Annotated in this window: 20 protein-coding genes and 1 tRNA gene; 9 read left to right on the top strand and 12 right to left on the bottom strand. The window is 39.3% G+C overall.

Annotated elements, in window-relative coordinates:
- Positions 1 to 86: 86 nt before the first annotated feature.
- Together B3P16_RS00770 and B3P16_RS00775 are read right to left on the bottom strand one after the other, a co-directional pair.
- On the bottom strand, positions 87 to 1346 hold the full coding sequence (locus tag B3P16_RS00770) for a competence/damage-inducible protein A (protein ID WP_286840939.1): 1260 nt from the start codon (positions 1344 to 1346) through the stop codon (positions 87 to 89).
- Positions 1347 to 1622: 276 nt separating this feature from the next.
- Entirely contained in the window at positions 1623 to 4256 is a 2634-nt protein-coding gene (locus tag B3P16_RS00775; RefSeq protein WP_286840941.1) for a putative LPS assembly protein LptD, read from the bottom strand.
- A 201-nt stretch (positions 4257 to 4457) separates the two neighbouring features.
- Here B3P16_RS00775 and B3P16_RS00780 point away from each other — a divergent pair, with 201 nt between their 5' ends.
- On the top strand, positions 4458 to 5258 hold the full coding sequence (locus B3P16_RS00780) for an N-acetylmuramoyl-L-alanine amidase family protein (protein WP_046673952.1): 801 nt from the start codon (positions 4458 to 4460) through the stop codon (positions 5256 to 5258).
- A 61-nt stretch (positions 5259 to 5319) separates the two neighbouring features.
- On the top strand, positions 5320 to 6267 hold the full coding sequence (locus tag B3P16_RS00785; RefSeq protein WP_046673953.1) for an MlaD family protein: 948 nt from the start codon (positions 5320 to 5322) through the stop codon (positions 6265 to 6267).
- 169 nt (positions 6268 to 6436) lie between these two features.
- Here B3P16_RS00785 and B3P16_RS00790 read toward each other — a convergent pair whose 3' ends face one another.
- From B3P16_RS00790 to B3P16_RS00810, 5 genes are all read right to left on the bottom strand, one after another.
- Positions 6437 to 8518 carry a S9 family peptidase gene (locus B3P16_RS00790; protein WP_286840943.1) on the bottom strand — a complete coding sequence of 694 codons (2082 nt, stop codon included), beginning with the start codon at positions 8516 to 8518 and terminating at the stop codon, positions 6437 to 6439.
- 180 nt (positions 8519 to 8698) lie between these two features.
- Positions 8699 to 10165, bottom strand: coding sequence for a cell envelope integrity protein CreD (creD, locus tag B3P16_RS00795; RefSeq protein WP_286840945.1), 1467 nt, complete (start codon positions 10163 to 10165; stop codon positions 8699 to 8701).
- Positions 10166 to 10169: 4 nt separating this feature from the next.
- Positions 10170 to 10661: a hypothetical protein gene (locus B3P16_RS00800; RefSeq protein ID WP_201670258.1), complete on the bottom strand. Its 492-nt coding sequence runs from the start codon at positions 10659 to 10661 to the stop codon at positions 10170 to 10172.
- A 51-nt stretch (positions 10662 to 10712) separates the two neighbouring features.
- On the bottom strand, positions 10713 to 11015 hold the full coding sequence (locus B3P16_RS00805) for a winged helix-turn-helix domain-containing protein (protein ID WP_075991269.1): 303 nt from the start codon (positions 11013 to 11015) through the stop codon (positions 10713 to 10715).
- Positions 11012 to 11623 carry a hypothetical protein gene (locus B3P16_RS00810; protein WP_286840947.1) on the bottom strand — a complete coding sequence of 204 codons (612 nt, stop codon included), beginning with the start codon at positions 11621 to 11623 and terminating at the stop codon, positions 11012 to 11014. Before B3P16_RS00810 ends, B3P16_RS00805 begins: the two co-directional genes overlap by 4 nt.
- Before the next feature lie 149 nt (positions 11624 to 11772).
- On the opposite strand from B3P16_RS00810, the gene B3P16_RS00815 reads away from it, so the two are divergent.
- Positions 11773 to 11854 (top strand) — tRNA-Leu (locus B3P16_RS00815).
- Positions 11855 to 11922: 68 nt separating this feature from the next.
- The gene (locus B3P16_RS00820; RefSeq protein WP_286840948.1) at positions 11923 to 13248 is read left to right on the top strand and encodes a trigger factor; all 1326 of its coding nucleotides are present in this window, start codon (positions 11923 to 11925) and stop codon (positions 13246 to 13248) included.
- A gap of 111 nt (positions 13249 to 13359) precedes the next feature.
- Here B3P16_RS00820 and B3P16_RS00825 read toward each other — a convergent pair whose 3' ends face one another.
- Together B3P16_RS00825 and B3P16_RS00830 are read right to left on the bottom strand one after the other, a co-directional pair.
- The gene (locus B3P16_RS00825) at positions 13360 to 13614 is read right to left on the bottom strand and encodes a hypothetical protein (RefSeq protein WP_286840950.1); all 255 of its coding nucleotides are present in this window, start codon (positions 13612 to 13614) and stop codon (positions 13360 to 13362) included.
- 16 nt (positions 13615 to 13630) lie between these two features.
- Positions 13631 to 18010 (bottom strand): translocation/assembly module TamB domain-containing protein, encoded by a 4380-nt coding sequence (locus tag B3P16_RS00830; RefSeq protein ID WP_286840951.1) that lies wholly within the window; start codon positions 18008 to 18010, stop codon positions 13631 to 13633.
- Positions 18011 to 18062: 52 nt separating this feature from the next.
- Here B3P16_RS00830 and tsaD point away from each other — a divergent pair, with 52 nt between their 5' ends.
- Positions 18063 to 19064 carry a tRNA (adenosine(37)-N6)-threonylcarbamoyltransferase complex transferase subunit TsaD gene (tsaD, locus tag B3P16_RS00835; protein WP_046673959.1) on the top strand — a complete coding sequence of 334 codons (1002 nt, stop codon included), beginning with the start codon at positions 18063 to 18065 and terminating at the stop codon, positions 19062 to 19064.
- A 67-nt stretch (positions 19065 to 19131) separates the two neighbouring features.
- Here the strand turns inward: tsaD and B3P16_RS00840 are convergent, their stop codons facing one another.
- Positions 19132 to 19953 (bottom strand): hypothetical protein, encoded by an 822-nt coding sequence (locus tag B3P16_RS00840; protein WP_286840953.1) that lies wholly within the window; start codon positions 19951 to 19953, stop codon positions 19132 to 19134.
- Between the two features lie 73 nt (positions 19954 to 20026).
- Between B3P16_RS00840 and B3P16_RS00845 the strand changes: the two genes are divergently transcribed.
- Together B3P16_RS00845 and B3P16_RS00850 are read left to right on the top strand one after the other, a co-directional pair.
- Positions 20027 to 20935, top strand: coding sequence for an energy transducer TonB (locus tag B3P16_RS00845; protein ID WP_286840956.1), 909 nt, complete (start codon positions 20027 to 20029; stop codon positions 20933 to 20935).
- Between the two features lie 100 nt (positions 20936 to 21035).
- The gene (locus tag B3P16_RS00850) at positions 21036 to 21572 is read left to right on the top strand and encodes a hypothetical protein (protein WP_286840958.1); all 537 of its coding nucleotides are present in this window, start codon (positions 21036 to 21038) and stop codon (positions 21570 to 21572) included.
- 83 nt (positions 21573 to 21655) lie between these two features.
- Here B3P16_RS00850 and B3P16_RS00855 read toward each other — a convergent pair whose 3' ends face one another.
- Positions 21656 to 23044 (bottom strand): LutB/LldF family L-lactate oxidation iron-sulfur protein, encoded by a 1389-nt coding sequence (locus tag B3P16_RS00855; RefSeq protein ID WP_286840960.1) that lies wholly within the window; start codon positions 23042 to 23044, stop codon positions 21656 to 21658.
- 97 nt (positions 23045 to 23141) lie between these two features.
- Positions 23142 to 24893: an aspartate--tRNA ligase gene (gene aspS, locus B3P16_RS00860; protein ID WP_286840962.1), complete on the bottom strand. Its 1752-nt coding sequence runs from the start codon at positions 24891 to 24893 to the stop codon at positions 23142 to 23144.
- A gap of 435 nt (positions 24894 to 25328) precedes the next feature.
- Here aspS and mraZ point away from each other — a divergent pair, with 435 nt between their 5' ends.
- Together mraZ and rsmH are read left to right on the top strand one after the other, a co-directional pair.
- A complete protein-coding gene (gene mraZ, locus B3P16_RS00865; protein ID WP_070564930.1) occupies positions 25329 to 25790 on the top strand; it encodes a division/cell wall cluster transcriptional repressor MraZ in 462 nt (153 codons plus the stop codon).
- A 4-nt stretch (positions 25791 to 25794) separates the two neighbouring features.
- Entirely contained in the window at positions 25795 to 26709 is a 915-nt protein-coding gene (gene rsmH, locus B3P16_RS00870; protein ID WP_112374039.1) for a 16S rRNA (cytosine(1402)-N(4))-methyltransferase RsmH, read from the top strand.
- Positions 26710 to 26721: the final 12 nt, after the last annotated feature.

Below are 26721 nucleotides of genomic sequence, written 5' to 3' on the forward strand. Positions count from 1 at the left end.
AACGAAGTTAAATAAATTGTGGTTTACTTTCAACAATTTAAAATATTATTCCTTAAATAACGTGTTTTTTGAAATATTATTTTACTTTATTGTGTATCCTGTTCTTTTTCTTTTACAAGCAACTTCCATAGAAGTAATAAAGCATTCATACGGGTACGTTCGATGTTGATCAGTCTGTCGTTATCAAATTGAAACTTCTTGGTTAAAATTTCCTTTTTCCCGGCAACAGCCACCCAAATAGTGCCAACTGGTTTCTCAGCTGTTCCACCACCTGGCCCCGCTATTCCAGTTGTCGCAATAGCATAGTCGGAAGAAAATGCCTTTTTTGAACCGGAAGCCATTTCGATAGCAGTCTGCTCACTTACTGCTCCATATTGGATTAGTGTTTCTTCCTCGACGTTCAACAATTGTTGTTTTAACGCGTTGGAGTAGGGGATGGTACCACCAAGGAATATCGTGCTGCTTCCCGCTACCGCGGTTATTGAAGCGGCGAGGCTACCTCCGGTACAACTTTCTGCAGTAGTCAATGTAGCACCTCGGCGGCCAAGCTCTTTAATCAGATAGGGCTCGATGCTTGTGTCATAGTCCGCGATGACATGGTGTTGTAAACGATGGAGTAGCTTTGTTTTAAAAAGGGCAACCTGGAGCATAATGTCAGATTTATTCCTGCTTTTTCCAGAGAGTCTCAATCGGATAAAGGCCAAGGTTGGTAGATAGGCCAATTTTATGCTGGAAGGAAGTTCTGCTTCGATATCCTTTATTTCTTCTGCCAAATATGATTCTCCGATTCCGCCAACCAAAATGGTCTCGTGACAGATAAATAAGTCAGGATCCTGTTTGGCTAATAGGGGCAGCACATGTTTTTCCATCAGAAATTTCATCTCAAAGGGCACGCCAGGCATAAAAATAAACCTCTTTTGGTCCTGATGGACCAGCATGCCGGGCGCGGTGCCATAGTCGTTAAATAAGACTTCACAATTCGCTAAAACATCGGCCTGCTGTAGATTGATGTCGAGCATCTTTAGATTGCGCGATTCAAATATGTTGGTCACATGCCGAAGTACATGCTCATCGCGGATCAAGGTGGTTCCAAAATATGCTGCGGCCGTTTTTTTTGTCACATCATCTTTCGTCGGGCCCAGACCTCCAGTGATTAAAATAAGATCTGCCCGCGTTGAAGCCTCTTTCAATGTCGTTGAAATAGCCTCTTCTGTATCAGGGATCGATGTCATTTGAACGATATCGACTTCGAATTGGAGCAGTTGTTTGGCAATCCAGCCTGAATTGGTATCAATAATCTGACCGATGAGAATCTCATCGCCTATGGTAATAATCTCTGCTTTCATCTTTAAAATAATTATGCGACACATCCCTACGGTGAAAAATACATATGTGGGTATGTATCGTGTTTGATTTTCTCAATCTTCTGGTGTTAAAATGTCCATGCGCTAGCGCCTAAAAAATGAAAATTCAATCCCAGAAGATTCAGTATATAAACTTACATAAAATTGCGGCTCAACGAAATGTTTAAGATGTATTTGATGGAAGAAGTTTTTTGAAAAGAAACTGAAAATTCTTTTTGGCCAATATGAATATAACATTTCAAAAAAAAAGCAGTTATTTTAAAAATAACTGCCTCCTGAACTGGCTCTTTTTGTGAGCTTAAGATCTTGTAAGATCGATGCCTTGGCACGAATGGTGACGTTGTAGCTTCGGAACCGCCCAAAAGGCATCCAGCCAAATGACATATCCCAACAATGCAGATCGCGATAGATATTGAAAGAGGTCATGACCACTTCCTTCTGTTTGAAATCGTACCCCGATTGAAAGGTGACTTTCCATTTTGGCGTAACACTGAAGTCGCCATGTAAATTCAATGTGCTTGTGATCTGGCTCTGCATTCTTCGTGTACTGGAGTTGAACGATTTTGCCATATTGAAACTGAACGATGCCGCAAGGTTCCATGGGATGTTAAAGTCCACAAATGCGTTTGGATCTGAGCTGATTCGAGCTAAGGCTTGTGCCTGTTCGGGAGTCATACCCGCTCCTGTCATTTCTTTTCTTAAAGAATCAATATTGTTATTACGTGATTTCGCAGCCTTAGGATTCAGACTATAGTCAAAGGAAAGACCAAAGTTTGTCAGGCGCGCAAGGCTACCGTCTTTAATGGCGTAGCGATTGACACGGACACCATTTTCGTTGACCGAATAAGGATCAAATGTACCGTTGAAGTTTACATTCATCTTTTGGTCGAAAAAAGCTGTACGGCCAGAGAAAGTAATTGGGGACAACTTTAGCGAGTCGGCCACAAAGTTGTAATTTCCACTGAACGTCAGACCTTGAAGAATAGGGATTTTCTTCATACCGCCATCCGTGGTGTCAGATTTACTTTTGACCTTTGCTTCGATATTATTGTCAATGGAGAAACCTATCCCCGCAGATTTTCCTGCGGAAGGGGAACCGTAGACACCCTGGCTAAAGATTGAGTATACATTTCTGTTTCCATATTGATCGTTATAATGCTGATAGAAACCATATTTTGGATCCGAAAAGTCGGGTCTATAGTTCAGGTTGATTGACGGTGTAACAACGTGTCTGATCTGCTTAAGGTTACCTATTTTAGGGAAATAATTACCATAAACCTTGGTCGAAAGTCCGGTCGATACCGAGTAATCGTATGCACGATTGAATCCCTGAACGGTATCGATACGTTGTTTATAACCTGCAGCGGTATTGTCGATGCTTTGTCGCGTACTTTGTAAATACCAACGTTCGGTATAGTTTACACTGGTATTGAACTGGAAATATTTAAAAGCATTGAGTGATAGACTGATTGGAATATTGTGTTGGAAACCATTTTGGAATTTTTTGAAACCTCCTGGTTTAAACAACAATGTATCAATGGTACTGACCGAGTTTTGCGCCTGGAAACTATAACCGACATTGATGCGTTGATACCATTTTTGTTCACCGACACGGTCTTTGCTGTCAAATGGATTAAAAGAGGATACGTTTAAGCTGATGTTGGGTAAACTCATCTGTATACTGCGTGTAGCCATGTCCTGGTTATGCGTTAAGCTGGCCGTGAGGTTTACCTTACCATCGGCAAATACTTTTCCATAACTGATGGACGATCCCATACGGTTACGGGCAAGATTTTCATAGGTATTTTGTGTACTTCCGGTTCCGGTATTTTGAAAGAAAGAACTTGTACCAAAGTTAACACTTGCAGAGAAAGATGTTCCTGGATTGGCTTCCTGCCGTTGGGTATGGTTCCATGTGACGTTAAAATCCTTATTGGAGCCGTAATTGGGTGTTCCTTCAATACCTGTTTTGGTATTGGCGTAACGGATATTAAAACCACCGTTAAATTTGTAGTTGACGGTATAGCGCGTATTGATGGAAGCTTCCCACGAACCTTTAGAATACAAGGAACCTCTAATCTCACTGTCCCAGTAATCGTTGAAGGCCAAATACCAACCGATATCCCGCATGGAGAATCCTCTGGTATAATCTTCTCCAAAAGAAGGGAAGAGAAACCCGGATGCTCTTTTATCTGGTTTTGGGAAAAATGCAAATGGAAATGCCACGGGCATCGGTACACCCATCACGACAAGGTAGGCCGGACCAGAAATAATCTGGTTCTTAGTGACAATTCCTTTGGTGATATGAATTCCAAAATGGGTATGCGGATAGGGTAGATTACAGGTACTATATAATCCCTTGTAAATAGACATTTCGTCGTAGATATTCTTTCGAACAACATTGGCCTGGATAAATCCACCATCAACTTCGGTCATAATACCGTAGGTATTTCCCTCTTGCTTTTCGTAATCGTAGTAGAGTGAATCTACTGTTTTCGGTGATTCACCATTACCCATGATGACAATAGGACGCCCTACATATTTACCACTTTTGTCGTAGATCCCAGAAGCAAAAATCTTTTTCTTGTTTCGATCAAGACGGATATAATCGGCAGAAAGTTCAAAATCTTGGTACTTTACTTTTGCTCCGCGATAAAGGTGACTGATATTCTTGGCAACTTCAGATTTCTGCGAGTCAACCGCAATAATGCTCACTTCGGCCTGCAAGCCACTTCCTTTTTTCTTGGTTGTATCGTTTACAGATTTGGTCGTATCTGCAGTTTTCGATTTACTCGTATCTTGCGATTTATTGGTCGCCGAAATAGGATCTTTACCTTGAAGTCCGTTCTGTTTTAATGGAATATTACTTTGAGCAAAGCTAGCATTGCTCATTGCAAGAATGATAAATAGTGTTAAAATGTTGATTAACGACTTCAAAATTAAAGACAAATGTTATTTTTGTGAAATAATGTTAAACTTCGAGAGACAAAATTAGTCAAAAAAGCAATAGAAAATATGTTAAATATCGTTATCTATTAAAGAAATAATATTGACGCATTTTGATTCGTTTATAGTAGAGCAAATAATTATTCAATGAAATCAGATTTAAGAATTAGAAAATGGTGTAGCGTTGTGTTCGCTACTTTGGGATTTTTTTTATTGAATTCTTTCACATTAAACAATGGGCAAGCAGTGCCTCCAGACTACCAAATAAAAACGATTGTAATTGATGCGGGCCATGGCGGTAAAGATACCGGAGCACAAGGGCGGCGATCGTTGGAGAAAAATGTAGCCCTTGAAGTTGCGTTAAAATTGGGAAAGCAGATTCAGAAAGATATTCCGGGTATCAAGATCATCTACACGAGAACGACGGATGAATTTGTTGAGCTTTACAAACGTATTCGCTTGGCGAATGCCAATAAAGCAGATTTATTTATTTCAATACACTGTAATTCCAGTGGTGCTAGCGCACATGGTACCGAAACATTGGTCTCGGGTTCGCATCGTTTGGGACAGCAAGATGCTGCAGTTCGTGAAAATGCGTCCTTGTTACTGGAATCAAACTATAAAGAAAATTATCAGGGATTTGATCCAAAAGACCCTGAAAGTGCTATCATCTTCTCCTTGATGAAAAACCGATTCCGTGAAAAAAGTATTCGTCTGGCGCAGATGATTGAAGGTGAGTATGTGAAGGCAGGGCGATATAGTAGAGGATTCTGGGAGAAAGGCTTAGCTGTATTGGCTGAAGCAGGTATGCCCGCTGTGCTTACAGAAATTGGCTTTATTAGTAATAGAGAAGAAGAGAGCTACCTATTGTCTGATGAAGGGCAACAGGAAATTGTCAATAATTTAGTTTCCGCTCTGAAAATTTATAAAAATTCTGTAGAACGCTAAACAGATTTGCTTTTATGCTGTTTTAAACTTAAATTAATGATCATTACTAAATAGATTATTTGTGAAAATTTCAAACGAGACAAAAGTCGGCATATTAGCAACAGTTGCGATAGTTTTATTATTTATTGGCTATAGCTTTCTAAAAGGAAATGATGTTTTTAGCAGCGACAACACATATTACACAACTTATGAAGCTGTCGATGGCCTAACTCCATCAAAACCTGTTTTAGTAAATGGTTATCAAATCGGTCGTGTATCAAAAATGATTCTCCTACCTGATGGCAAAATTAAGACAGAGTTCAAAATACACTCCCATTATGACGTTCCAAAGAATACAATTGCGCGGATTTCAAGCACAGATTTGTTGGGAAGTAAGGCCATTGTTTTCGAAATGGGCAACAGTAAGGAATTGGCAAAGGATGGGGACTTTTTAGCTTCAGGTGTCCAACCGAATATTATGGATAAGGTTGAACCCATTCAAAAACGGATCGAAACAATTACCATTAAACTGGATTCAACATTATCGGTTGTCAATAATGTCTTAGACAAACAGTTTCAGGATGACTTTAAAAGAAGTATTCATAGCATTTCCACTTCTTTGAAAAATGTAGAAGGCATCACCAAAGATGTCGAAGGTCTAGTGGGGGATGAAAAGGGGAGACTCAATCGAATCATGGCCAATCTCGAATCAATTACATCCAATTTTTCACAAAATGGCGAGAAAATCAATGCGATCATGTCTAATCTGAATAATATTACCGATAAGGCCGCCCGATTGGATTTTGAACATACCATGAACAAAGTAAATGCCGCAGTCAATGATTTTCAGGAGATCACGGGAAAAATCAATAGTGGTAAAGGATCTATTGGTTTATTGTTAAATGACGAAGCGTTATATAATAATCTCAATAATGCTTCAAAGGAAATGGATAATTTGATGAAGGATGTGAAAGAGAAACCCGGGAAATATATCAAACTTTCCATCTTTGGAAAAAAAGGCGAGAAATAGATTTCAGCAATCAGATCAAATAGGATACATAAAAAAGCCTGCATATTGCAGGCTTTTTGTTTTTATATGTTCACTCCCTGAGTAACGCTTTTTGGAATTTAAACAGGTGAAGGCCGACTTTGTCAGTTGCGAAAATACCTGATTTTACAAGCGGATTTTACACATCTCGTTATAAAGTTTCCTTAAGCCAGGTAAAGAATTCTCTTTGCCAAACTTGTGCGTTTTGTCCTGACAGTACCCAGTGATTTTCATCAGGTAGGTAGACCAAACGGCTCTTAATTTTTTTGAGTTGAGCCAATTGGAATGCCGCTAACCCTTGTCCGATTGGAACACGATAATCTTTTCCGCCTTGAAAGATTAAAATTGGCGTGTGCCAATTATTTGCTTTTTCAATGGGGTTGAATGCGGTATAGGATTGCTCATTTTTGCTATCCCAGTACGCCCCACCCAGTTCGTGGTTGGCAAAAAAGAGTTCTTCTGTGGTACCGTACCAGCTTCTCATGTCGAATAAACCATTGTGCGCAATGAAAGTTTTGAAACGGTTTTGATGCACGCCAGCTAGTTGATAAACAGAGTATCCACCATAACTAGCTCCAATCGCCGCGCGACGAGTTGTATCTACATAGGATTCTTTGGAGATATCGTCTATCGCTGTCAAGTAATCCCGGATTGGCTGACCGCCCCAGTCCTGAGAAATGGCTTCATTCCACTTTACCCCCCAGCCAGGCATACCCCTACGGTTTGGAGCGATGACAATATAACCTTGTGATGCAATCAATTGTAAATTCCAACGGAACGAATAGAATTGCGTCAGTGCAGATTGAGGGCCGCCTTCACAGTACAGTATGGTTGGATATTTTTTTGCAGGGTCAAAGTTTGGCGGATAGATTACCCATGAGAAAAGATCTGCTCCATCGGATGCTTTTGTGATACGCTTCTCAATTTTGTTTTCGCTGATGCTTGCATATTTTGCATCGTTGACTTTGGTGACCGGAGTTAATGCTTTGGTTTTTAGATCAAAGCTGAAGATTTCTGTTGCACGGGTAAACTTTGTCGAACTAACGATTAATTTGTCCGCTACTTGGCCTACAATCCCGGTGATGTCAAAGTCTCCTTCCGAAATTTGCTGTATTTTTGGTGAACTTTTAGCTTTGATATTGGTCGGTACTTCAAGTTCAAATAATTGAACGGTACCTTTCGTAGCAGCTGTAAAATAGATTTTTCGATTGTCACTGCTCCAGATAAAACTATTGACCGTACCATCCCAATGTGCTGTTAGATTTAAACGAATTGAGCTGTTTTTGTCAAATAGTATGATATCATTTTTGTCCGATTCATAACCATCGGTCTTCATGCTGAGCCAGGTTAGGCTTTTTCCATCGGGAGAGTATGTTGGAGCAGTATCATACCCATTCATGCCTTCTGTCAGGTTAGAAGTCGTTCCGGTAGCGATATCATAGCGATAAATATCGGTATTGGTACTGACGGCATAGTCTGTTCCGAATTTCTTTTTACAGACATACAGCACGGCTTTGCTATCTGGAGACCAGGCAAAATCTTCGGCGCCACCAAATGGTGCCTGAGGGCTATAAAAGGCTTGGTCCTTCAATAGGTCTACCGGCTCACCAACTTTGCCATCAATAAAACTCGCCACAAAAGGATGACTAAACTTACCATCATTGAAGGTATCCCAGTGCCTATAATCTAAGTTATCATAGATATAAGCGTCTGACTTTGGTAATTCGGGGTATTTATCTGTACTGTGGTATTTTTTTACCAAAACGGACTGGCTGAAGAGTATTTGCTTACCATCAGGCGAAAATTTGATATTTTCTAAGGCGATATCGCCATTTGTCAATTGAAGTGCTTCACCCTTAGATAGGTTCTTCTTCCATAACTGCCCTTTTAACAAATAAATTACGTCGCCATTTGGTTCGATCTGAACGACTGTTTCACCGCCTTTTTGATCGGTGAACTGCTGGTTGGTACCATTGATCAGAGAAACCGTATATAGATTTTTTTCACTTGAATTGCTTTCCAAATTATAATTGGAAACACCATATACCAATGTTTTGCCATCTGCAGAAAGTCCTTCGGCCGAAACACGACCAAGATCCCAAAGTGTACTTGGGTTGATTGGTTGTGGCGATTCCGACACTAATTTAAAATTGCTTTTTCCACCTTTGCTTTCTTGCGCATTGCTTAGGTTACACGCCATAATCGCTAATGTAAGTATTGTAAGTTTTTTCATCTGTTTAAACATATCTATGCCGCTGAAAAATTTCTTCGCAAGTTACAGAATTTGGTCATAAATGCTAAGTCAAGTAAAAAAATAGCCATCTCTTTCATGTAGAAATGGCTTATGAGAATTGTAAATCCCTATTTTTTAAGTAATATCTGAATCAAGACCCAGTAAAGTCGCAGATGTTGTCTATTGATCCACATGGCTATTGTCAAATTGGTACCAGTTTATTTTTGTTGAAACGCGCATCAAAATCGCCAAAATGATAAAGATGCCAATTGTTCCAGCGATAAGGGAATAATCCCGAAGTTGCATAAGGATATAGATGAAGAGATAAAATAAAGCCAGAATTGAACTCAGCAACAGCGCCGATTTCTGGTCTTTGGTAATTGATTTAATGAAACTGCCAATCAGCATAACTGTCGCTACAGAAGCGGTTAAATAAGCTAGATTAAATCCAATATGCTCGGAAAGTGCGAGTAGTAATGTGTAAAAAAGAACCATTGCCGCTCCAATTAGAATATATTGGATGATATGGATCCGTTTTTTCTTGATCACCTCGGTGAATAGGAGGGAAGTAAAGGTCAGAATGATGACTAAAATACCATATTTGGCAACCCGCGTTGTTTTTTGATAGTTGTTGATATCTGGTAAGAAGTTGATTGTAATCATGTCCGTGTTATCCAATAGGTTATTTGCAGAGGCAAGTGTAGTGGTGACGGTTTGTGCTGCTTTTTGTTCATTGCCCTCATTTCCATTTTCGAGCTTGTTATCGAACTGATAGATTGGACGGGCATCGCCAGTCCATTGTTGGGGCAGCTTCCGACTGAAAGATGGGATTTCCCATGAAGCCGAAAAATTGGATGTTTCGGTATTACGTTTGCTCGGTAAAAATGCACCAGTGAAACTTGGATTAGCCCAGTTACCCTTAGCCTGGATATTTGTCTGATCACTAAGAGGGAGGAAATTCAATGATTTGGATCCTTTTAAGTTTAGCTTAATCTTGAAACGATTGTCCGTTTTCTGCGGATCCAAAGATACCGGACAGACTAAATTTTGAGTGAATAATTTGAGATTATTAAAGTCTGGATCGAAAGTTAACTCGTTACCATCCCAATTCAAGGATGGGCGCTTGCCTAAGCCTTTAAAATCCTGGATACCGAAAATAAGCTTGCTGCCTTTCCAGTCAATTTGCTCATGAGGGACCTCGAGTTTTTCTAGGGATATTTTGCCAAAGGAACCTTCTAATGTGATGTTGCTGTTGTAAACTACGGTATTATAAATACCTCTAGCGAGATGTTGTGGCGTTATATCTGTTGCGATATTGGAAGTTTTGGGTAAGACAAATATCCATTTCAGCTCTTCTCTAAGGTTAGATTTCTCGGCTTTTTCGGCAGAAAGTGGGATACTCTCGCGATAGGGGATGGCGAGTACAGGGCTTGAGATAACCTGATCCTTTCCCCAATTTAATGTAATTCCGTCCGATACTTCCTGTTCGCGGTTTTTCCGCTCTTCAATCAAATCGCTGATTAAGGCTAGCGGAATAAGTAGTATGAGGGAAAGAAAGAAAATGACAAATAGCTTCAGGACAGTAGAATTACTGATTTTCTCAAAAATTGAGGTTTGCGCTGTCGGAGATGAATTGTTGTAGTCCATGATTTTATCGGTTTAAGTTAAGTTGAATGTTTTTGCTGTATAAGGCAATTTGAAGCTCCGTTAATTGCCAATGAAGGATTTCTTTAAATTCTAAATGATGAAAGCTCTGGAGCGATCGCCCCTTTTGAAAATGTTTTTTGTAATAACCGAAGTATTCAGGAAATAAGGTACCGCCAATAAAAATCATTGCCATGAGATACAGACTCATCTTTCCATTACCAAGCAAAAGGAATTGCATGGCAATTTCATCTTGTATCTCTGTTCCGGTTTCAGTCAGGATATGAAAGACATCGTGATTTTCCAGTTTGGGCATGACATCGAAACCTTTATTTTCATAAAAGAGCCCCAAATTATGGCCGATGCTTCCAATGGGGTAGGTCATGAAATCTGCTTTAGAGATTCCCCAGGCTTTTTTGTTCCATTTAAAGATGTTTGCATATACTTTGGAGGACCAATTGTAGAGATGCAGCATCAGTTTCAATCTAATTCCTTTCATTTAATTATGTTTTAAAAGTACTTTGGTTTTCAAAGTAAATGGATAAAAAAATTATTTGTATTGCTGTTTTATTAAATTTTCAAGTGCAATAAGGTGATTTTCAAAGGCTTTAAGTCCTTTTGTTGTTCTTTTGTATCTGGTGTTCGGCTTCCGGTCGACAAAGCTCTTTTCGACAATAATGTATTCTTCTTTTTCCAAAGTTTTTAGGTTGGAAGCAAGGTTACCATCGGTTACATCCAACAATTCTTTCAATGAATTAAAATCATATTCTTCATTGGCAGCGAGAACACTCATAATTTGGAGGCGAACTCTGTTTTCAAATATTTTGTCATATAAGGAAAGATCTAATTTCACGATTCGTACTTTTTGTAAACGATAAAACCATAGATGATGTGTAGTACACCAAATCCCAATCCCCATAATAGTAATCCGATTTCTGGAAAACATATACCAATCAAACCCAGGCAGATTTCCAGTATACCCAGGCCTTTTGCTTCGGCAAAGGTATAGATACTTCCCGCAGTCAGTGCCAGTCCATAAAAAATCAGCAGCATAGCAGCAATCAGCTGGTAGTAGCCTTGGACAAAAAACAACAAGGATATCATGCCACCCGTTAGTAAGGGGATTGAAACTGCAAATAAAAGAGATTTGCTTGTAATGTTCCAAATCGACTGCTTATTTTTTCTCGCCTTTTTACGTGCCATTAGCCAGCCGGTCACCAGGGATGTTAAGAGGACGATGAGCGCAATCATTAAAAACAGTAGGGGCCTATTCAGATTTTGGCCCAAGAGTAGAGCGGTACTTTCGGGTTGGTGTATAATATAGTATCCCAATAGCGTTCCCAGCAAAGCATAACAGCCCATGAGTACACCTGATAATCCGCTTATTGAAACAAATTTGGACGATTTTTCCATTAATGATCTGATCTGCCCAAGTTCTCTAAATAAATCTTTCTGTTCCATAAAAGTACTTTGATATTCAAAGTAAATGAATAATAATGAATTATGCAAGGGGTTGGGAGAATATTGAAAAAAAATAAAAAAAAGAGTAGAAAATACTTGCAGGATATAGGTTTGGTTTCTATCTTTGTGGCATCAAAAGAAATCCTAATGCGGAAGTGGCGTAATTGGTAGCCGCACCAGACTTAGGATCTGGCGCCGCAAGGCGTGGGGGTTCGAGTCCCTTCTTCCGCACTTGATGTCCTCCCGAACTTAAAACCTCGGGAGGATTTTTTTATGAATGCGATATAGCTAAAAAGAGTATGAATATTTCACACGAGAATGTAGATGCAATCAATGCGGTAGTCAACGTCGCATTAGCACCTGAAGATTATAATCCTCAAGTCGACAAAGAGATTAAAGCGCAAGCTAAAAAAGCAAAATTACCAGGGTTCCGTCCAGGTCAAGTTCCAGTGGGACATATCAGACGCACTTATGGTAAATCTATTTTATTTGATGAGATCAATAAATTAGTGAATGAGAAAATCACTAATTATATTGCTGAAAATAAATTAGAAGTTTTAGGTCAACCACTTCCTTTGGAAGATGATGCACAATACAGCTGGGATTATAAAGACAATTTCAACTTCAAATATGAAATTGGTCTTGCTCCTGCTTTTGAATTGCCTTTTACTGCTGAGACTGAATTTACTTCGTACGAAATCAAAGCTGATGAAGAGACATTGGCAGATCGTATCAAGAACTTGCGTCGTAGCTATGGAAAAATGACTAATCCAGAAGTATCTGAAGAAGGTGATGTATTATATGCAACATTGAAACAAGATAAAGAGGAAGGTCTAGAAAAAACAACTTCTATCCGCACAGATATCGTAGAAGATGCTAAGATCAAAAAATCATTAGTTGGTCTTAAAAAGGACGATGTTGTTAAGATTGATGTTAAAAAAGCATTCAAAACTGAAGATTTAGCACGTATCTTAGGTATCACTGAAGAGGAAGCAACTGCTTTAGACGTCACTAAATTTGAATTGACTGTTAAGAATATCAACCGCTTAGAAGAAGCTGATCTTAACCAAGAATTTTTCGATAAATTATTCGCGGAAGGTGAAGTAACAGAAGAAGCTCAATTCACAGAAAAAGTGAAAGAAGAAGTTGAGAATTTATTCAAACAAAATTCAGATCAAAGATTACGTAATGATATGTATACTTTTGGTATGGAGAAGGTTGATGTAGCTTTCCCTGAAGAGTTCTTGAAAAGATGGTTGAAAGCAACTAACCCAAGCATTTCTGAAGAAGAATTGAACGAAGGTTTTGCTGATTTCTTGAATAACTTGAAATGGACAATCATCGAAAATCGCGTTGTTACTGAAAATGGTCTTGAAGTTAAATATGATGAAGTTATCAATTTAGCAAAAGAACGTATCTACGCGCAAATTAAGATGTACAACATCAACGAAGAGCCTTCTGATGAGCAGTTGAATCAATTTGCAATTCAATTGTTGCAAGATAGAGAACAAGGTAATCGTTTGTTCGAAGAAGCTAAAGCTTTAAAAGTATTTGATCACTTGAAAGGTTTAGTGAAATTGAATGCTAGTGAAATTGAATACAAAGAATTCGAGAAATTGGCATAAGCGATTTTTAAAATAAAAAGAAAGTCCCGCCGATCTATTTGGAGGGACTTTTTTATTTTCAATGCAGCGCGTCGCCTGGTGGCAGCTTAGACACTATTCGTTTATTGTTGTTCAGATCATCCAAAGATTGTTTGTGTAGGCTGTTATATGGAGCTGAAATACAAAAGTTCTGCTGATGGCATCGAGGCGTACTCCCAGAATAGGGACAATGGGGTTGGCATAGGAGTTGGGCTGCTGGAGTTGGATGAGGTCTGCTGGATTTAAAATGGTCCGCTTGAGTTGGATGGGGTCTTCTGGAATTGAAATGGTCCGCTTGAGTTGAACGAGCTCAGCCAGAATGGAAAAAAGACCTGTTGAAATAGCCAAGGGTCTAAACGAAACGTTAATTGACCTTGCTTTTCTTTGTTTCAGTAGGAGCTGTCGTAATCGTCTTCTTGCCAAAAGGGAATAGCCTTTTCAAGAACTCTGAGAAGCTGTTAAATTCCTGCCGATAAAGTAATCCGAAAGCACTTATATACTCGCCGTCGTTGGGGCTAAGAAGAAAGTTGCGTGTATTTAGGCGATTGGAAGCACGTAGGACCAAACGGCCGTCTTTTCTTAAATAAAACATAGCCTCGGCATCGGTTGAGACCCGATCTGAAAATACATTCAGATCCGTTAGAGCCTGACTTCTACGGTCGGAGATACCGCCTGTCAAAACAAGCCTGTCGTTGAATAGGCGCAGCGAAGCAGATGCATCATTTAAAGATTTGATATTAATATCAAAGAAATTGATGTTAAGCGATTGGGCTATGATGTTGTTGATCTGGTTGAACGCTATTTCAGTTCCCGCAGATAACAAGGTATTGTTTACTTCTTTACCGAAGTCTGTTTGTGTACCAGGTGTAAAACTACGTCTCACGATTAGGCTAAGCGCTTGTTGATTGACATTGTTGGCATCTGAAAAGTATCCTTGTAGTTCATCCTTAACCCCGGGGTTTTGTGGAAAGTTGATATCAAACGTGATTTCCGGCTGACTTAACTGCCCTTTTAGGATCATGTCTGCCTGTGCCAATACACGCTCGGGGTTTTCTTCCCGGCCTGCGGCATTGTACAAAGGCGCTAAGCTTGTTCTTTGTTGGTAGATGGCATTGATATTAATATTCGCTTCGGTTGGGTTTCCTGCCCATCGTACGGTACCGCCCTCTTTGAGATCAAAAATCTTGTTGATGTAATCTTGGGCAGTGAAATTGAATTTTCCACTGTTGATGATAAAATCCCCAAACATTTCAAAATCTCCCAATGAAGATATCCGCATATTGAGATTGCTGTTTCCTCTTCCTGATAATTCGCCCATACTGGAGAATAGATTTATTTCGGCATTCGGGTTTATCAAGAGGTCCATATTCATCGTCAGACCGTTGAAATCTCGTTTTTTTGTGTTTTTCTTCATTTTGGTCGAATCCTTCTCAATAAAGTAGATAAAGTCGGTATCTGAGATCGTACTGGCGCTATTGAAAGGGATATTGATAACAGTATTTTCTTCGGATTTAGCACGTATATTGATGTTCATGGCCGAAGTTAGTCCTTTAAACTGGAAGGTTCCCGAAGCGTAAGCGGTTCCGTAGTAGACGTTATTGTCCTTTACCGTGGTATTTAATACCATGAAATTCTTCGTTTCTGCAGTTACATCGATATCGGGATCACTCAATTTGTTGAGATCTACAACGCCATCAATGGTTGCTACATTGTTTTTGGGATCGTATACTTTTAGCCCTGTCAGAAAAATTCGGTTATTGGTAACCGCAATTTCGTCAGAAAGTCGGTAGGGTGTTTTGAGGTAATTGATGACCATCGAAGCATTATCCAATTTTCCGGAACCTGTAATTTTGGGGTTGAGGATATCGCCTTCGATATCGAGGTCTGCATTGACCTTGCCCTGAATATTGGATACCAGGCTTCGTAAAAAGGGCTGGAAAACAAACACATCTGTGTTTACGAGTTTAGCTTTGAGATTAAGCTTATTGTTTTCACTTAAATGGTTATAGGAACCTTGTAACTGAATTAATTTATTTCCTTCCTGTATCTTGCTGTCTAGTTTTACCAGTTGATTCTCGGGGTCGTAGTTGGCACTCAGTGCTAATGAGCCGATCGGAATATTGTTATACAGGATAGGCGATGTTTTTATATTAGCGACAATAAAGGGTGCTTTGAATACAGAATTAACTTCAATATTTCCGTTTAAGTTGCCGGAGAGATTGATGCCATGGGGCTTGGTAATACCATTTAAGGATGTAAGATTAAAGTCCTGAAATTTGAGATTGATCTGATCACTGACTTCGTTGGACAGGATGCCATCGATGTGGACTTTTTGTTCGTCGTGACTCAGCGTCAGTTTTTCAAAATACCATTTTCCTTTCGATATTTTCAATTGTGCATCATTATTGACAAGCCATCGCTCTCTATTGATTAAGATATTCGATGGATAGAAATTGATATAGGCAGGTTTGGCATGGGCGAAGCGTATGACGCCATTAAGATCCAGACTATTGCTTGCTTCAAGTTCCGACATTTTGATGTTAAATTGTAAACTGTCGTTTGCCAAGGTATTTGAAATATTGACGTTTTTAATATAGGTACTGTCGGTAAAATTTATGCGATCGATGGAGGTCTGCAATTCCATATTTTTCAAATTGGCATTTTGATCCACAATCAGGTGAGTTAGTCGAATACCATTGTATTTGAATTCGGGTGCGTAAAAATTAAAACTGGCCGTTTGTTTTTCACTTTCAAATTTTGCATTGAGTGTAGCGCCGCTGTCTAAAGCAATGTCCTTTCGGAAGAATGTTGCGATTGGTTTAAAAGAAGTTATATTAATATTCAGGTCAAAGTCCTGGCGATTAAAAATGTTGTTTTCAAACCCGATTGCCGGAGCGTATCGCATGGCTAAAGCTTTAAAATAAGGAACGATTGTATTGAGGTCTATTCTTCCTTTGAGATCAATGTGTCCGATAGCCGACTGCAAGGTAAGGGAGCGTGCATTTTCATCTCCTTCGGCAAGGAAATTGATATCGCGGATGACGAATTGACCCTTAGAGGAAGTGAAATTGACACTGTCTGATTTAAATTCACCGGTAATATTATTGATGTTGTCCCCAATTAAACTGGTGTGGAATTTCGTGTTAATAATATTGATGGAATCCCCCTGAAAGAAGTTGAGCTTTTTTAGATTCGCTTGTTGGATATCAGCATCCAGGTGATAGTTGGGTTTGAAAGACCAATCGATATCTGTGGTAAACTGTAGTTTTAAATTTGGATCATATATTTGCCCTGAAGCAAGAACTAACTGTTTATCTGTATTTCCTTCAATTTGTATATATTGATAGCTGTAATTCTTGAAATTGAAATTGCTGAGATCTCCTTTTATCTTTAAGCTCAGTTTCTTGGGGTCGGTACCTGTTCCGTCAACCTGTAGGTTGAAGCCTGTAGTTCCCAGATCTTTTAGTTTTGTTATCCTACCTACATCGAACTTTTTAGATTGAAAATTTCCCGCATATTTTATTTCCTTCTGGATATCCAATAAGGCGTCCGCTTCAACATTACCGATTGCAGTCGTGAATACTCCCTTGGTCTTAAATTTATTGTATAGGCCATTTAGGCTACCTTTGAATGAAAATTTGTCGAATATCTGGACAATTTCAGGGAGTTTAAAATTTTTTAGATTTCCGAGATCGCTAATAACGTCATTTAAGTCTTTGTGCTCAGATGAAATTCCTACACTGGGAACAATAAATTTAGTTTTGTCAATATCAGGTAGACCGATAATCTGAAGCTTACCTGCCAAACTGGTTTTTTTTCCAATTGTTAAATCGACCTGTGATGCGTTGATGGAAGATACCGTTCCTTCTAAATTTGCGCGCTTGATATTCACGTCAAATTTGACTTGGTGCATAGGAGAGGAAAAGAAAGCAATATCCTCGGAGTGAATACGGGAGTCCCGAGCAAGAAGTTTTACATGAACTTTATTGATGAAGTCCGAAAAATCGTCAAAGCTGTTGTAGCTAAGCTTGATGTAATTTTTGAATGTAGAACGGTTGGTGGCTAGCATAAGCTCGCTGAGTTCAATGCTTGTCTTGCTTACTGTCGTTTGTCCAAGAAGACCTTTGATCACTAGACCTTTCTTTTCGCGCAGATTGAATGTCTTTATGTTCGCCGAAATTTGATTGGAATCTATTTTTATCTTATCAAAATGGGCGTTAAGTTTGGAAATACCTAAATCTCCAAAATCGACCACTTTATTGTAATGCTTACGTCTATGGTTAACATAGCTAAATGTATTGTTCTTAATAATCAGTTCCTTTATATCGAAGATGATTTTTTTTGAACTTTTCTTTTTTTCTTTTTTAGGTGGGTTAAAGTAACGGATTAAAAATGAGATATTGGAGCTGTCCTGAAATTGCTCAAAAGTGGCTTCGGTATCTTCAATGGTTAGTTTGTTGATCACAATTTTGTTCAATTCAATGAATTGAGAAAGGTTGACGTTGGCTTCTAACCTTCCTGATTTTAATATTTCTTTTCCTTGTGGACTATAGAGTTGAAAATCTTCTACTACAATAGATTTAAAAGGTTTGAAATAGATGCTTTTGAGGCTTATTTTGGTGTTTAGTTCGTTGGATAAATAGTCGACAGCTTTTTGGGCAACATAATTTTGTACCGGTTTCAACTGTAGTGATAACGCCAATGCAAGCAGTATAATGAATATACTACCAAGGACTATTGACACTATTTTAATTATTTTTTTGATACTTTTGTATTAAAATTTATTACCTCAAGCTATGGCTATTATTTTAGGGATTGAATCCTCTTGTGATGAAACCTCCGCTTCTATCTGTATTAACGGTGAAATTCATTCAAATGTTATTGCAACTCAGGCAATCCACGCAAAATATGGTGGAGTGATTCCCGAGCTTGCTTCACGTGCTCATCAACAAAATATTATTCCAACAGTGGAAGAAGCCATTCGCCAAGCAAAAGTAAGCAAAAATCAAATAGATGCAGTGAGTTTTACGCGGGGGCCTGGATTATTAGGTGCACTTTTGGTTGGAACATCATTTGCAAAATCATTTGCACTTGCACAGAATATCCCTTTAATTGACATAAATCATATGCAGGCGCATATCCTGGCTCATTTTATTGAGGATCCGAAGCCGAATTTTCCGTTTTTATGTCTTACTGTTTCTGGTGGTCATACGCAAATTGTATTGGTGAAAGATTATTTTGAAATGGAACTTTTGGGAGAAACATTGGATGACGCGGCAGGGGAGGCTTTTGATAAAACAGCTAAAATCCTGAATCTACCTTATCCCGGTGGACCGCTTATCGATAAATTTGCAAGAGAAGGTAATTCAGCCGCTTATAAGCTGCCCGAACCACAGATTCCAGGTCTTAATTTTAGTTTTTCAGGATTGAAAACTGCGATATTGTATTTGGTTCAAGATCAATTGAAGCAGAACCCAGATTTTCTGACACACCATATGGCCGACTTATGTGCTAGTGTACAATCGCGTATTGTATCAATCCTACTGAATAAATTGAAGAAAGCAGCAAAGGAAACTGGTGTTAAGGATATTGCCATCGCGGGTGGCGTTTCGGCGAACTCTGGCCTGAGGCAAAGCTTAATTGAAATGGGCGAGAAATACAATTGGAGGGTGTTTATTCCAAAATTTGAATATTGTACCGATAATGCAGCGATGATTGCTATTGCAGGTTATCACAAGTTTTTAAAGAAAGATTTCGTTGGTCAGGACGTTGCTCCTATGGCTAGGATGCATCTGTAGTTAATACGGGTATATGAGTTTCCCCGCACACTGTCCTTCGGTGCCGGGGAAACTTAAACTTGTTTATTTATAAGGGGGAACTGTACCCATAAGCTTGTGCCGCAGAGGTAAATAAATTTTTCTTTGGCTGGTAAAAGTTCAGTTCATAACCCTCAGCACCCCAAAAAATGCTGATAAAACTAATTCCTTGCTCAGAACGCAATACGGTTAGTATCTGAAAAGCCTCGTTGTCAAACTGACCGCCATCATCAACACGCCAAGTGCTGATATCATCGTATAAAGCCGGGAAATCCAAATTGATCAGCTGTTCGTCCTTTGCGTAGGAAAATACAGCTAAAGCAGAGTCTTGTTGATTTTCAAACACCGTAAGATTAAACTCGGACTGATCACTGAGGATCGCAACTGTCGTACTTTTATTAATCTTCCTATTGTATTTCTTTTCAAGCTGCTCCTTAATCTCTGGAGAAGTTTCTTTTTGAACTTTTGTAAACTTCTCAATTTTATACTGATCTATAAAAGCTTTGTTGACAAGCATACCAAATTCGCCAGACTTGATCGCGTCACTAATTTTAAATAACGAACCTTCACTATTCGCAAAGTTCCGGGCGGTCTGTCTTCCGTTACTCTCTTTGTTGTCCATTTTATTCTGAACAAATTCAAGCGGGCTTACCTGATTTTCCACAATCACATAGTTGTATTTTTCAGGTCCTTCCATCGCTTGATCCATAGGTAAAGCGATAAGTGAATCTTTTTGTTGGTTTAAAAAACCAAAATATGGCGAAATAGTCTTTTCCTTGTTTTCGTGCTTGATTGCAGTTTTGGATTGATTTTGATTGTTCCCGCAAGCATACAATGTAAGTAGAAAAATAGCTGAAAAAAGTGACTTCATAAGTATTTTGAATTTTTTTTGTGAAATATAAGGCTTTCGCTCATCATAATGAAAAGATTTAAACTTTAATGTTATGATGAACTCTAAATTGAATATCTACCGCAAAGAATGGCTGGACGTTATTTTTGCTGGTCGCAACAAAATGTACGGAGCTTACGAGTTGCGAAATCTCTCTGATAGAGCAACAAATATGGGGTTAGGAATTGTTGTTTCTTTTGCAGTTTTGCTGATTGCAGGATCCTATACATATAATAAATATTTGAAGCAAACTGTTCCGGCCGTGATTTATGAAGTACGAGATATTGGACCCGACATGCTGGAAGAAATTCAAAAGAAGGTGGAGGAAAAAGAGGAGGTTCCTGAAGAACCTGTTATGATGCAGGAAAAAGCCCCGCAGCAGGTTGCCCAAGATGTATCCAAATTTGATTTGGTTCGGATGCCCGATATAAAAGTGACCGCAGCGAGCAGAGTTACCGAAGAGCTTGTGAGTCAGGATGAGTTGAAAAACCCCAATACAATGACCTCAAGGATCACATTGAAAGCAAGTCCATCGGGGACATATATTGCGCGCGGTGAATTTGGTTCTTCAAAAAGAGATGGTGATATTACTGGTTCTAAAGATGGTTCATTATCGGGAGGCGGAACTGATGATAATGCTAACAATACATTTACATCAGTAGAAATTATGCCAACACCTGTGGGGGGACTGCCTGCCTTTATGAAGTGGATCGCCGAGAATTACAACTTTCCACAACAGGCCTTAGACCAAGGAGTTTCGGGTGTTATAGAGGTTTCTTTTGTCGTTGAGAAAGATGGATCACTGACAGATATTGCTGTTAAACGTGATATGAAATTTGGTACGGGAGATGCTGCTATAAACTTATTGAAGAAAGCGAAAAAATGGAAACCAGGAGTGCAAAACGGGCTTAAAGTACGTGTAGCGTATACTTTACCGATTCGTTTAAGTGCTGTCTCCCAATAAATGCTTCTTAACTTTATTTAACAGATCATCAATTAAACTTTCGATAGCCGAGACGACTCTTACTGATAAATAAGTTGAAAATGAGTACTTATTAAAAAGAATGATTGTTGGTTTTATAAAAAATAAAGAAATGAAAAAGTTGATGTTAAGTTTGGCGCTATCTGGATTGATGTTAGCCGGTTTCGCTCAAGAAAAAAAAGATGTTAAACCAGAAATGAAAGAAATGCAAGCTTCTATGCATAAACATAAAACAGGAAGAATGCACGATAGTTTTAAAAATAAAACTCCAGAGGAAGTTGCTAGAATGAAAACTGATCGAATGGATCAAAAGTTGAAATTTACAGATAAACAGCGTAAAGATATCTATGCTTTTAATTTGAAGCAAGCAAAGGACCATCAGAAATTAGCTGCTGAACGCAAAGAATATCGAGCAAAAGTGAAAAAGCAACGTGTGGCAGAACATGAAAAAATGATGGGAATGTTAACTCCAGAGCAACAAAAAACGCTAAAAGATTCCTATGCTGAAAATCGTAAAATGCATAAAGAACATTGGAAAAAAGACAGACAGCTGAAAAGAAAGGACTTTAGAAAAGGAGAAGTGAATAAAACAAATGATGCTGAAGTAAAAGCTTCATAACAATTAAACAAGGATAGTTTTCATATTAAATAGTGGTGAGTGTTAGTAGAGGAGGGAACCATTGGTTCCCTCTTTCTTTTTTGTTATTCTTTATTTTTTTGATGTTCTTTCCATTGTTTAGAGAAAGATTTGTCTGCCAATTTGGGTAGCTCTCGTTGATCTCCCCAGGTTTTCTGAAAGAATTTTTTGAGGAAGAAATTCTTGAATTTTCCGCCAAAGAAATCAATCAGTTTTCTTCGCATTATCCCGTAGGTGAACCACTGCCAGACTTTTTGTTCCGTTTTTGTTGCCAGCCCCTGATCAACTGAATCTTTTCTGTTAACGAGAAGCATGCGCTGTATGTCAATACCAACGGGGCAGACCTCGGTGCATTTTCCGCAGAGTGTGGAGGCGTAGCTCAGGTGTTTGAATTCCTTCATGCCATTTAAATGTGGTGATATGAGCGATCCAATTGGGCCCTGATAAGTCGTTTCATAGGTATGTCCACCGATGTTCTGGTAGATTGGGCATACATTTAAACAGGCTCCGCAACGAATGCAGTACAAACCCTGACGTTGTTCTTTCTGCGCTAAGAGCTTACTGCGGCCATTGTCAAGCAGTATAACATACATTTCTTCGGGCCCATCTGATTCATAAGGCTGTTTTGGCCCAGTGAGTAGCGTATTGTATACTGTTAGATTTTGACCCGTGCCATGTGTGGACAGGAGTGGCCAAAAGACTTCTAAATCTTGTACATTGGGAATGATTTTTTCTATTCCAACGACGGCGATATGTGTTTTGGGGAAGGTCGATGTCAATCGGGCGTTTCCTTCATTTTCGGTAATTGCTATACTTCCAGTTTCGGCAATTAAGAAATTGGCTCCTGTAATCCCAATTTCTGCCGATAGGTAACGATCTCGAAGTAATTCACGGGCCTTCATTGTAAGTTGCTCTGCAGATGCATCTAGTGGTGTGTCAAATTTCTCGTGAAAAAGCTTGGCAATATCTTCCAGGCTCAAATGCATGGCCGGTGTAACAAAATGATAGGGCTTTTGATCCAGCAGCTGAATGATATACTCGCCAAGATCAGTTTCTATGGCTTCAATATTTTTGGAAGCCAGAAAATGATTAAGCTCAATCTCTTCTGTCGCCATCGATTTTGACTTTACGACAGATTTTGCTTTTTTACGTGCAATGATCGAATAGATTTCGTCCAAGGCTTCCGTAGCATCATTGGCCCAGATTATTTTTCCGCCTCGAGCCGTGAAGTTTGCTTCAAATTGCAACAAATAGCGATCGAGATTTTCCATGACCTTCCATTTGATCAGGTTCGCTTTTATCTTACTATTTTCAAGGTCCGCAAATTTGCTCTTGCCTTTTTCGAAAGCCATGCTGTATTTGTCGATATTGTAATTGATAATATCGCGGTGTTTGGTGTCAAATGCTTTTTGCGCACTTTCCTTAATAAACGTATTAGCGGTACTCTCTGCCATCTAATCTGCTAATTTTTCACAAAAAAAAGTTGGTAAAAATTACCAACTTTTAAATATACTGTTAATAAATTGTTTCTCGAAAATCGAGTTAAATAATTTATGCTTTTATCGCAATATTTAAGCTTAGCTCGTCCAGTTGCTCTTGGTGAATGGTTGACGGTGCGCCAATCATAACATCTCTTCCCGAGTTGTTTTTTGGGAAGGCAATCACGTCGCGGATGGAATCTAAACCTGCCAATAAGGATACGAGTCGGTCAAAGCCAAAAGCCAATCCGCCGTGTGGGGGAGCCCCATAGGTAAAGGCTTCCATCAGGAATCCAAATTGTTTTTTTGCTTCTTCAGGGCTGAATCCCAAATGTTTGAACATGAGCGATTGAAGGTCTCTGTCGTGGATACGGATTGATCCACCGCCTACTTCTACACCGTTTAAAACAAAGTCATAGGCATTTGCCCTTACTTCTCCAGGATTGGTATCTAAAAGTGGGATGTCTTCCGGTTTTGGAGATGTGAATGGATGATGCATGGCATGGAAACGGCCACTTTCTTCGTCCCATTCCAATAGTGGAAAATCAACAACCCATAATGGAGCAAAGGTTTCTTTGTTGCGGAAACCAAGTTGTGACGCAACTTCAAGGCGTAATTCATTGAGTTGTTTGCGAACTTTGTCTGTTCCACCAGCCATAATTAACAATAGGTCGCCAGGTTTCGCGTGGAACGCTTCTGCAATTGCCGACAGTTGTTCTGGTGTGAAAAATTTATCAACGGACGACTTCACTGAACCGTCTTCATTCACACGCGCATATACCAAGCCTGTTGCGCCAATCTGTGGACGCTTGATAAAATCTGTCAATGCATCCAGTTGTTTTCTGGTGTAATGCGCACAATTTTCCGCATTGATACCAACCACTAGCTCCGCTGCATCAAATACAGGGAAACCTTTTCCTTTGGCAACGTCGTTTAGTTCGACAAACTGCATTCCAAAACGGATATCTGGTTTGTCTGATCCATATAGGCGCATCGCATCTGCGTAAGTCATACGTGGAACGGTACCTAGGTCAATTCCCTTGATTGTTTTGAAGATATGTTTTGCAAGACCTTCAAAGATATTTAACACATCTTCCTGTTCTACAAAAGACATTTCACAGTCTATTTGCGTGAACTCTGGTTGACGGTCTGCACGCAAATCTTCATCACGGAAACATTTTACAATTTGGAAATAGCGATCAAAACCTGAAACCATCAATAATTGTTTGAAGGTTTGTGGGGATTGTGGTAACGCATAAAATTCTCCAGGATTCATACGGGAAGGTACGACAAAGTCGCGTGCTCCCTCTGGAGTTGATTTGATCAGATAGGGGGTTTCTACCTCCAGAAAGTTTTGGGAGTCAAGATAACGGCGTACCTCTTGAGAGGTCTTATGACGTAAAATTAGGTTCTCACGTACAGGATTACGACGTAAATCCAGGTATCTGAACTTCATTCTGATATCATCACCACCATCTGTTTCATCTTCTATTGTAAAAGGAGGTAATTTAGCGGCATTTAATATTTCAAGATTTGAAACCTTGATTTCAATATCTCCAGTAGAGATTTTAGCATTTTTATTAGAGCGTTCGATAACTTCTCCAGTTACCTTGATGACATATTCTCTTCCGAGCTCACGGGCACTTGCGCGCAAGGACGCATCATCATCTGCATTGAACGTTAATTGTGTGATACCATATCGGTCTCTAACATCGATGAAAGTCATACCGCCCAAATCGCGCGATTTTTGAACCCATCCACTTAGGGTAACCGTTTTCCCTAAGTCAGCTAGTGTTAATTCTCCACAAGTGTGTGTTCTGTGCATATCGTTATGAAAATTATATTTGACGCAAAATTATTGGTTTTACTCGACAATAACGAATTCTGTTCAGGTTATTTGAGGAGCCTTCTCCCACTTTCTGCCACATCTTTTGTTTCTGTTTTTGACTCCTCCCACTTTGCCCCCTTTTGGGACATAAATTGGCTAAAATTAAATTTCTAAAGAGGAAATTTTTACAATTCATTGCTGATTTTGATAAAAAAAAGAGCAAAAAATCACTTCTGGCGTAATAGCTTATTTTTCAGGAAAATTGGCTTTTAACTGCTTGTAAATAAGGTTTTATATGTATTTTTTTTGAAGTCGACTTCTGTTTGTTGTAGCGATTTGTTGATGTGGAAAACTTTTTTATGTTATAAAGTGGGGGAAAGTGGGAGAAAGTGTATACTTTTACATTTAAATTAGAATAGGATAATTGACGACATGACTCAGTTGATCGGAGAATTCGAATGCAAGTTAGACGCCAAAGGAAGAATGGTGTTACCAGCTGCGCTCAAGAGGCAAATGCCTCATGTAGAGCGGGATGGTCTTGTGGTGAATCGCGGTTTTGAGAAACATCTTGTATTTTATCCAAGGGAAGAGTGGGATTTGATGACGGCTAAACTGGCTAAATTGAATCAATTCGATCCTAAAGTTCGGGCGTTTGTCCGTGCTTTTACGCGTGGCGCTACGGAATTGACATTGGATGCTGCGGGTCGTGTTTTGTTACCCAAAAGTTTGCTGGAATTTGCAGGAATAAGCACTGAGCTGGTTTTGGCTTGTCAATTTAATAAGATTGAGGTTTGGTCAAAAGAAGGGTATGAGGAATTGATGGGTGATGGCGGTGTAGAGGATATATCATCTTTGGCTGCGGAGGTAATGGGAGATATTAATTTTGGACTATAAGCGTATGGAGAATGTATATCATGTTCCGGTAATGTTACAAGAATGCATGGATGCTTTGGCTATTAAGCCGGATGGTATTTATGTGGATGTGACTTTTGGTGGTGGTGGCCATTCTCGAGAGATTCTGAAGAGATTAGGGCCGAAGGGGAAGTTGTTTGCTTTTGATCAGGATCCGGATGCATTGGAAAATGCAGTTGACGATCCTCGTTTTACGTTGATACACCAAAACTTTAGGTTTCTAAAGAATAGCCTTCGTTTGGAAGGTGTACGTTCTGTAGATGGTATTTTAGCAGATCTAGGTGTTTCTTCGCATCAATTCGATGCTGCAGATCGTGGCTTTTCTATTCGCTTTGATGCAGACTTGGATATGCGTATGGATCAGGTGGGCGATTTGGATGCAAAGTCGCTGTTGGCAACCTATTCGGAGGAGGATCTGCATCGTATTTTTGGTATGTATGGTGAAATCATGAACGCCAAGTCGCTTGCGAAAACAATTGTTACTGCGCGTTTGTCACAGCCGATCCAGACTGTTGCTGAATTGAAAGAGGTGATTCAACGTATGGTTCCAAAGGGTAAAGAACATAAGTACCATGCACAGGTATTTCAGGCTCTTCGTATCGAAGTGAATCGCGAGTTGGAGGCGTTGCAGGAATTTTTGTTGCAGACAGTTGATGTACTCCGTGTTGAGGGCCGATTGGCTGTGATGTCCTATCACTCTTTGGAGGACCGTTTGGTTAAGAATTTTATGGCTAAAGGTAAGTTTAAAGGGGAAGTTGAAAAGGATTTTTTTGGAAATGAAATTAAGCCATTTCATGTGTTGAGCCGTAAAGCAATTACGGCATCTGCACAAGAGTTGGCGATAAATAATAGATCGCGCAGTGCGAAACTGCGTATTGCTGAAAAGTTGAATTTGTCTTAAAAATGGAGCGAG

The organism is Sphingobacterium sp. UBA7631, assembly GCF_002483935.1.
GTDB classification, from domain to species: domain Bacteria; phylum Bacteroidota; class Bacteroidia; order Sphingobacteriales; family Sphingobacteriaceae; genus Sphingobacterium; species Sphingobacterium multivorum.

Bases quoted from the DNA above. Each gene is read 5' to 3' on its own strand.
- B3P16_RS00770 (WP_286840939.1), bottom strand. From the start codon at position 1,346: ATGAAAGCAGAGATTATTACCATAGGCGATGAGATTCTCATCGGTCAG.
- B3P16_RS00775 (WP_286840941.1), bottom strand. From the start codon at position 4,256: ATGAGCAATGCTAGCTTTGCTCAAAGTAATATTCCATTAAAACAGAAC.
- B3P16_RS00780 (WP_046673952.1), top strand. From the start codon at position 4,458: ATGAAATCAGATTTAAGAATTAGAAAATGGTGTAGCGTTGTGTTCGCT.
- B3P16_RS00790 (WP_286840943.1), bottom strand. From the start codon at position 8,518: ATGAAAAAACTTACAATACTTACATTAGCGATTATGGCGTGTAACCTA.
- creD (WP_286840945.1), bottom strand. From the start codon at position 10,165: ATGGACTACAACAATTCATCTCCGACAGCGCAAACCTCAATTTTTGAG.
- B3P16_RS00800 (WP_201670258.1), bottom strand. From the start codon at position 10,661: ATGAAAGGAATTAGATTGAAACTGATGCTGCATCTCTACAATTGGTCC.
- B3P16_RS00810 (WP_286840947.1), bottom strand. From the start codon at position 11,623: ATGGAACAGAAAGATTTATTTAGAGAACTTGGGCAGATCAGATCATTA.
- B3P16_RS00820 (WP_286840948.1), top strand. From the start codon at position 11,923: ATGAATATTTCACACGAGAATGTAGATGCAATCAATGCGGTAGTCAAC.
- tsaD (WP_046673959.1), top strand. From the start codon at position 18,063: ATGGCTATTATTTTAGGGATTGAATCCTCTTGTGATGAAACCTCCGCT.
- B3P16_RS00840 (WP_286840953.1), bottom strand. From the start codon at position 19,953: ATGAAGTCACTTTTTTCAGCTATTTTTCTACTTACATTGTATGCTTGC.
- B3P16_RS00845 (WP_286840956.1), top strand. From the start codon at position 20,027: ATGATGAACTCTAAATTGAATATCTACCGCAAAGAATGGCTGGACGTT.
- B3P16_RS00850 (WP_286840958.1), top strand. From the start codon at position 21,036: ATGATTGTTGGTTTTATAAAAAATAAAGAAATGAAAAAGTTGATGTTA.
- B3P16_RS00855 (WP_286840960.1), bottom strand. From the start codon at position 23,044: ATGGCAGAGAGTACCGCTAATACGTTTATTAAGGAAAGTGCGCAAAAA.
- aspS (WP_286840962.1), bottom strand. From the start codon at position 24,893: ATGCACAGAACACACACTTGTGGAGAATTAACACTAGCTGACTTAGGG.
- mraZ (WP_070564930.1), top strand. From the start codon at position 25,329: ATGACTCAGTTGATCGGAGAATTCGAATGCAAGTTAGACGCCAAAGGA.
- rsmH (WP_112374039.1), top strand. From the start codon at position 25,795: ATGGAGAATGTATATCATGTTCCGGTAATGTTACAAGAATGCATGGAT.